The sequence below is a fragment of the Priestia sp. 179-F W1.4 NHS genome (genome assembly GCF_045369295.1).
Classification (GTDB): domain Bacteria; phylum Bacillota; class Bacilli; order Bacillales; family Bacillaceae_H; genus Priestia; species Priestia zanthoxyli.
This window is the reverse complement of sequence record NZ_JBIQFF010000032.1, coordinates 1-8,132: the sequence shown is the minus strand read 5'-3', so window position 1 is coordinate 8,132 and position 8,132 is coordinate 1. Positions and strand designations below refer to the sequence as shown.

General features: G+C 31.7%; 6 protein-coding genes and 2 pseudogenes. 4 read left to right on the top strand and 4 right to left on the bottom strand.

Annotated features, from left to right (window positions below):
- Positions 1-974: 974 nt before the first annotated feature.
- Positions 975-1,115 (bottom strand): hypothetical protein, encoded by a 141-nt coding sequence (locus ACH0CI_RS27620; protein WP_176521439.1) that lies wholly within the window; start codon positions 1,113-1,115, stop codon positions 975-977.
- A gap of 386 nt (positions 1,116-1,501) precedes the next feature.
- Between ACH0CI_RS27620 and ACH0CI_RS27615 the strand changes: the two genes are divergently transcribed.
- On the top strand, positions 1,502-2,284 hold the full coding sequence (locus ACH0CI_RS27615) for a hypothetical protein (RefSeq protein WP_406902605.1): 783 nt from the start codon (positions 1,502-1,504) through the stop codon (positions 2,282-2,284).
- Between the two features lie 329 nt (positions 2,285-2,613).
- Complete coding sequence (locus ACH0CI_RS27610; protein WP_048021459.1) at positions 2,614-2,847, top strand: hypothetical protein; 234 nt, start codon at positions 2,614-2,616, stop codon at positions 2,845-2,847.
- 269 nt (positions 2,848-3,116) lie between these two features.
- Here the strand turns inward: ACH0CI_RS27610 and ACH0CI_RS27605 are convergent, their stop codons facing one another.
- Entirely contained in the window at positions 3,117-4,457 is a 1,341-nt protein-coding gene (locus ACH0CI_RS27605; RefSeq protein ID WP_406902604.1) for an aminotransferase-like domain-containing protein, read from the bottom strand.
- A gap of 120 nt (positions 4,458-4,577) precedes the next feature.
- On the opposite strand from ACH0CI_RS27605, the pseudogene ACH0CI_RS27600 reads away from it, so the two are divergent.
- Positions 4,578-4,820: pseudogene (locus tag ACH0CI_RS27600) on the top strand (superoxide dismutase).
- A 195-nt stretch (positions 4,821-5,015) separates the two neighbouring features.
- Positions 5,016-5,825 (top strand): arylamine N-acetyltransferase family protein, encoded by an 810-nt coding sequence (locus ACH0CI_RS27595; protein WP_406902603.1) that lies wholly within the window; start codon positions 5,016-5,018, stop codon positions 5,823-5,825.
- A gap of 547 nt (positions 5,826-6,372) precedes the next feature.
- Here the strand turns inward: ACH0CI_RS27595 and ACH0CI_RS27590 are convergent.
- Both ACH0CI_RS27590 and ACH0CI_RS27585 read right to left on the bottom strand, forming a co-directional pair.
- A complete protein-coding gene (locus ACH0CI_RS27590; protein ID WP_406902602.1) occupies positions 6,373-7,569 on the bottom strand; it encodes a macrolide family glycosyltransferase in 1,197 nt (398 codons plus the stop codon).
- A 300-nt stretch (positions 7,570-7,869) separates the two neighbouring features.
- A pseudogene (locus ACH0CI_RS27585) lies at positions 7,870-8,132 on the bottom strand (DUF4030 domain-containing protein); the annotation flags it as partial.

The following is an 8,132-nucleotide window of genomic DNA, read 5'->3' as shown; positions in this document are numbered from 1 at the left end:
ATTGAAATCTCCTTTTCTTTCCCTTACTTCTGTTCCTACATGTACTAATGAGAAATCTTGCATAAAACCTCTCCTTTTGAAAAATGTGTTTTCTTATTTATAGTTCTTACTTGTGTTAAGGTATTTTCTTCACTATGTAAGGGTTAAGTTTGTATTTATGTGTACCTATATGATAAAGAACCTTTAAAACGAAATAATAGTTCTAATAATAAGATTTAAACTACTAAGTATCTTCATTAAGTATCTAATATACTTATAATCAAGTATATATTTAAAGTTATTTATTATAGTTATTATTTATTAATTGTAACTTATTTAAAAGCAAAAGTATAAACTTACTTTCTGTAAATATAATTTACTATTTATATAGTTTGTAGAAAAACTTCGTATTTGTCGTCATTTAGAGTAAATGGTACAACTTAACTTTTTATAAGTTAGTTATATCATTTACACATTTACTATAAAAACTTTTAATCTGTAACTTTGTATGAATGTAATATAAAAAATCATTAGATAACATAAGTAAAATGTACAATCATTACCATTGAAGATGTTATGGACACGTTAGCTGTATCAGCAAAGAAAACTATTTATACATACATTTAACGAGGAAAATGATCATATTTGTCGTCATCTAGAGTAAATAGTAAAACTATAATTTTTATAAGTAAGTTTATCTATTTACTCTTTTAAACAATGTAAAATTAATATTTAATTAGATTAATAATCACTTTAATTAGAACCTACTGAATAGAAATTATTGCGGAATTTATGTTTAGTTTTTATCTTTTTAATAATTTATCTAAAGGCAAGAAGATATAATAGTGAGTTATACGGGGTAGAGATAATCGTTTTTAAGAACCAGGAATGTTTAGATGAAATACAAATAGGCGACTTGTTCCTTCTATTCAGAAAGATCAAGTCACCCACACTTTTTTTCATTCATCATTAGTAATCCTTTCAACGTTCAAAATTTATTGATTTACATGTTCTTGTTCTAACTGGTCTACTACATCTTCCTGGCACTCATTAATAAATAGATAAGTAAGGTATGAATGTAAGTCAAATCGTTCTTCCTCAATAAACGTAGAAAAAGCCTTTTTATATTCTCTCAATAGCTTAACCTCCTTTATGTAAGTTCCTATTTTTCATTTTTACCCAACTAGCAATCTCTTATACATACAAATTACCAAAGTATTTTGTACTGGCCCCGCCTACGCCATATACAATGACAGCCACGCTTGCTATCCAACCTACTTCTTATTATAATTGCAAGCGCTTACAATACAAAGTTAAAATAACAGAATATTATGATTTTATAATAATGTTGTAGGAGTTATGAAAAAATTTTATAAATAGCTAAAAAAACACTTTTATCTTTTGAAGGTTTTTTAGCTATTTTAAATGTGTAAAACAGAATAAATATATTACAGGATGTTAATTATGGATTAAAGATGTAAAATCGATTTCTCCCCCCTAATAATTCCATAGGAGAACGTACATGAAAAACTATACAAATGATAACACAGCAAGACGCTACATAGCTCACGTTAGTATATTTGGAACCACTCAAATTCACTTAAGAAATCCTTACATTATAGCCTGGTGGTCAGCAGCCTTTCCTGGCTTCGGACATTTACTTTTATCTAAATACCTTCGAGGATTCGTTTTATTTATTTGGGAAGTAGTCATTAACCTTCAATCCAATGTAAACGTAGCTATGATCCATTCCTTTCAAGGGGACATAGACATGGCGAAAGAGTCACTAAACACTAGGTGGCTTCTCATTTATATTCCTGTTTATCTCTTTGCCATATGGGATAGTTATCGAACGACGGTTGATTTAAATAAAATATATCTCTTAGCTGAAAGAGAAAATCACACCTTTAATTCTTTTAGTATGGGAGCTATGGAGATTAACTACCTGGATAAAAGAAATCCTATTATGTCTATCATATGGTCCTTATTTATGCCAGGTTTAGGTCAGCTTTATATTCATCGAATAATTGTTGCTTTTTTTATTGTTACATGGACGGTTGTTTTCTTTTACTATTCTCATCTTCTTGAAGCTATTTCTCTTCTCTTTTTAGGCGAAATCCAGAAAGCTACCAACGTATTAAATCCAGAGTGGTTACTGTTTTTCCCTTCTCTTTATGGATTCGCCACTTATGATGCTTATACCAATACAGTTGAAAATAATAAACTTGCTGAAAAAGAACAGAAAACTTTTTTAGAGAAGAACTATCAACACCCAGATTTTTATATTGAAAAGGAAAAAAGGTAACAAGAGGGTCTACAGGTCTCTTTTAATTTTATGTGAATGAAAGAATCGTAATTAGAGCATACTAACCAAGATGCCAAAAGGTATCACTGGATAAAGTCACGTAAGAGCAAAAACCCCCTTAGAGAGAAGGGGATTTTTGTTCTTCAACTGTAATAATGTATATTTCTTTAGTTACCATAAAAGGGATCCTAGGTAATAAGATGAATTTTGAAATTGAAACTGGGGTATATTTCTCCTTTTCAGTATGTTAGGGTAAGAGCATAACAAATAAAAAAATTATTTGGTTTCTTTGTACCTAAAGCTTCCTCATAATGGAAAGAGGTACTTTTATGGATATACTTAAAATAAAGAATGTGCTTTATACTCTTATAAAATACGAAGATAGCAGCATTGTTCATACTGTTCCTGAAGTAATTGAATTATCATACTGTAATTCATCTAAGACTTTTCAGGTGACTACACTTGTTGATCAAAGAACTTTAAGTTATGGCGATTACGATATAGAAAAAGTCGCTCAAGCCTTATATAAAATTTTAAATTCTATAGAACAAAAAACGACATAACAAAATAATAAATGAGTAAACTACTCAAGAAGCTTTGTTAGGCTTCACCCACAATTTAATTTATCAGTAGAAAATAGCTACCTTTTTATGAAGGTAGTTGTTTTCTTTTCTTTACTATATAAGACAATGTTGGTTAGTTACCATAAAACGTATTACCAGTAGGAAGAAATTATAGAAGACAGGCAAGAAAAATATATACCATTACACAAGTAATACGTTTAAGTCTCTTCTTCTTAAACAGTGTTAAAGACCTTAGTTACAATTGGAAATTAAGGAAAATAGTTACCTCTTTTTTTTAAAGCATCTGCAATTTTTCTGACTCCTTCTTCAACTCGGTGATTTTCAACATTTGACACACTTAACTTTAAAACCCGTTCTTTGTGAAAGTTGGATAGATAATTACTTTCAACTGAATCTAGATATACACCCTGTTCATATAAATAACGAATAAATGACTTCATATTTACTTGTCTAGGTAGCAAAATATGACCATGCATAACTATTTCTGACGATGATTCGTAATTAGCCAGATGATTTTGCAGCAATTGGTGAAGAACTTGTGCACGTTTATGATAAACACTACTTACTTTTGATTTATTATGTTCAAACATACCACTTTTTATATAAAGGTATAGTGCAGCTTGTGAAATCATAGAGCTATCTATATCTATAGTCATTCTAAATTTTTGAAAGGTATTAAGAATAGAGGGAGGAAGAACAGCTAAACCAATTCTTAAACCTGGAAACATGATTTTTGAAAAGCTCTTTAAGTAGATAACCTGTTCTTTAGTATCCTCTGCAAAAAGAGGATCATTCTTCATGTTGTATTCAAAATCTGCTAAATAGTCATCTTCTACAATATACACATTGTATTTATAGGCTAACTGTAAAATGGCTTCTTTGTCTTTTTTGCTATATGACGTTCCTAAAGGATTATGAAAGCGTGGCATTGTATAAAAAAATTTGATTTCTTCTTCATTAAATATTTTTTCTAGTTGCTTTAGATCAATGCCTTGAGCTGTACGTTGAATTCCTATTGCGCGAATTCCATATGTCTTCAACATATCCATATACAAATGGTAACTAGGTTGTTCAACTAAAATGGTAGATCCGTTATTTGGAAATGGCATCATACTTAATAAAGCGAGTGCTTGTTGAACCCCTGAAGTGATGAAAATCTGTTCAGATTTCGTAAATACTTGATAAGATTCTAAGAGCTTTTTAGCTTCTGTAATTAATAAAGAGAAACCTTTTGGTGTTCCATAACGAAACAATTCTGCTTGATATGTATCAATCGCTTTATTAATACACTGTTGAAAGTCTTTATATGGAAATGCATGCCATGTTGGAGACGATGTTGCAAAATCAACGCCTTCGGTAGATGTGGGTTCTTCGAAAACTCGATGTTCCACAACGTAATAACCACTCTTTGGAATGGAATAAATAATATGTTGCTCTTCCAAACGTTTTAAGGCAGATATTATGGGGCTTTTACTATAAATATATTGGTGCGATAAGCTTCTAATTGATGGTAATTTTGCCCCTGCTGGAAAGTCCCCAGCCTGTATCTTTTGAAGTAGAGAATGATAAATTGTTTCGTATTTAAGCATAGTATTCCTCCGAATATACATCTGTACCGATACAGATGTGTATTTTTCATATCGTAGATATTGCTAGTTTTTCTTACTATAGTGATAACCGGCCGGATAAATTTAAAGGGGGTCACTCACATGATTGAAAAGAAAAAAGCATATATAGCCGCACTTACTTATGCCATCAATCAAACATTCGGAAGCTATAAAAACTTTAAAGAACAATTTACTAAAGTAGCAACAACTTGTTTTGGATCAGGCTGGGCGTGGCCTGTAGTAGATAAGAGATAATTTTAAATTACTAGTACACCTAAACAAGATAGTCCTCTTATGGAAGGTAAGACACCAATCCTAGGTCTTGACGTTTGGGAACATGCTTAACTATCTCAATTATCAAAATAAACGTCCAGATTAAATTGCGGCTTTCTTTAATATCATTGTACCAAAGCGTTTTAACTTTTATTTTAATTTATCTTGTTAACTAGGGTAGATCAGAGAGCATATATATTGGCTTTAAAAAATGAAGTGTAGGTTTTCTGATTTGAACTAACATGAAGATGAAAGGTGGTTATGAACATGACGGAAATCAATACATTGTTTCGTAAACGAATAGGTATTCCAGATGATGAAAAAATAACGTTTGATATGCTAGGGGGAATTCTTGAAAAAACAGCAAAAGCTATTCCGTTTGATAACGTAGATATTGTAGAAAATAATATAGCAGAGGTTACGAAAGAAAACATCATTCATAAAATTTTAATAAGGCATGAAGGAGGGCTTTGTTATCAGTTGAATTCACTTCTTCATTTTTTCTTAGCTGAAAATGGTTTTGAGGTACAAATGGTTCGTGGAATAGTATATAACCAAGTTACTCAAGACTGGTACAAACTCGGAAGAACGCATGCCGTCAATCTTTTAATTCATGAAGGAAAAAAATATTTAGTCGACACGGGTTTTGGAATCAACCTTTCTTTGCAGCCCGTTCCATTAGATGGAACAAGTGTCGTTTCGTCCAATGGAGAGTTTCGAATTAAAAGAGTCGATACTGAACAAGGTGATTGTATATTCGAAATGAAGGTGAATAATAGGGACAGCGAATGGAAAACAGGGTTTATCTTCCATTCCAAACAGCTGATACGGAATTTATCAGATTTTAATGACTTACAAAAAATAATTGTAGAAAAACCAGAATCACCTTTCAATAAAAACTATTTGCTTGCGCAGTTAACCGATGCAGGGCATATGACATTAACAGATACGTCTTTTACAAGCTTTGCTAATGGAGAAACAGTGAAAGAAAAAATTGACAGTGCAATGTTTAAAAAGTTGGCTCAAAAACATTTCAAATGGGGTTCCATGTTAACGGACCCTCCTCATCTTGGGTAACCTTTACAGGGTTCCACCTAGAATTTTACTCTGGAATATGCATATTTTTATGCATCGTTGATATGACTACATTTTTTGGATAGTCGAAAGAAAGGAGAATGTATGAAAAGCGCACATTTTATAAGATATGGCCTTACTCCGCACCCTCAGTCCGAGGAATATGTTTGTTGTCTTTCCCTTAACAGTTGCTGGTCTAGCATTTGGAGAAATTATAAATGTAACCGTTAAGCGAAACAAAACAGAATTAATTTAGAATGATAAAAGCTTATCTATTTATAGATAAGCTTTTTATTTCGGATAATTTACGTTATGGTAACTACTGTTAATAATTATGGCTATTTATGTTAGTTACCATAATAGGGATTACAGGAACCAAATTCCCTCTATTCTACATAGAATAAAGGGGGATTTGGTTACCTAATGTTTAATATAGACAGTAGTTAAAAGAAGTCTCCCATTGAGACTCCTTTTCTATTTTCATTAATTTTTCTTTTTAGACTAATTTAAATGTTGGGGTTAAAAATCTGATAAAATTAAATGAGGCCCTCTATTTTAGTGTCCTTTTAAATTTTAAAATGGCTTCTACTGCCTTTTTGTATCCTCCAGAATCCTTTAAGGATTTTCCAATTTCCAAACTCTTTTCTTTAAATGAAGCGTTCGATAGTACTTGTTCTGTTGTGTTTCGTAATGTACTAGCATCTAATTCTTGACGATTAAGTTGAAGACCAGCTCCTAATTCTTCAATCCGATTAGCCACTATTAGCTGATCGCCCACAACAGGCATAACAACAAGAGGAACTCCAAAATAAAGCCCTTCACTCGTACTATTCATTCCACCATGCGTAATAAAAACATCTGCTTGTTCTAATATTTCTAACTGAGGTACGTAATTACGTATAATGAAATTAGGTGGAATATCTTTAAATTGGCTAATGTCCGTCTGTTTTCCTACTGACAATACAACTGTGGCCTGTATTTCTTGGAATGCTTCAAAACAGGTAGTATATAACTCAGGTTGCTGATTAAATATTGTTCCCATTGAAATAAAGATAAGCTTATTACCAGGAATATTTTTTAATGAAAGAGTCTCTACATCTTTTCGCGGCGCAATAGAAGGACCTACAAAAATAAAAGAGTTATCAAACTTTTCAGCACGAGGTTGATAAGATCTTGATGTATATACAAGAGTAATATCGCCAGGGCAAGACATCAGCTTATGATTATCGTTGATTGTTATACCATATTTTTGTCTCCATTTTTTTAATATCTCTTCAAGTTCTTGATATGTTGGAGATGTCTTATCCATTTCTCCTCGACTTTTCATAACGTTCGAAAAGACCTCTTCATCAATAGCAAACGTTGTACAAGAAGATATTTTAGGTATCTTTAATATATCAGCAATCATCCATCCTGCGGCGAAATTATTATCATAAATAACGTAGTCGTATTTTTCAGCTCCTATGTCCTCTAGAACACCTTCTATGACTGTATCCGCAGAGCGTACCATATATAATAGCATTTCAAGAGGGTCCATTCTTTTCGCCATTTTTTTCACTAGATCTGCATTGCGTGTGAAATTTTTATAAGGACGAAATGTAGCTCCCGTTTTCTCAATTTTATTTCTATATTCCTCTATACAGTAATAGACAACCCCTTCACCCTTTTTTAGTAGTTCTTCCACTAATGCAATGGTAGGATTGACGTGACCTTCTCCAGGATAATTAAGGAATAAAACTTTCCCCATCTTAATTCCTCCTTTTATAATATAAATAGTTCATGCCATTATACCATTTGTTGTTTTTCTACACCTTATTACATCTTTTTTAAGGTCAGTTTACTAAAGAAAAGAATTAGAAGTGTCTAGTATGAAGTATTTTACTTTCATTGTCTCTAAACCATCCGTTGTAACGGTAGATCACTTTAGTATATTAGTCGACCCTGCGTATCATATAGTTTCTAATTAACATTCCTTAGCTTATCGGTAGAAAAATAAATAAGCTAAGGAATGAAATTCTCTCATTTCTTAGCTTATTAAAATGCGTATTTAATTTAGCTTTTTCTTTCCTTTGGCGTAAATAATAATTTTATAAGGATCCTCTTTTATTTTGGCCTTCATGTCTTTTGTTTGAAGGAATTCATCAATAACTCCTTCGAGTTTATTGGCAAACTCTTTATTCTCTTCAGAATAACTTAATGATGTATAAATAAACACCTGTGGTTCAGGATGAACAGAGTAGCCGACCGTCTTCACATGATATTTATCTTTTCCTAATAAATCTTCACCCACGTCATTAATAATATTTGCCC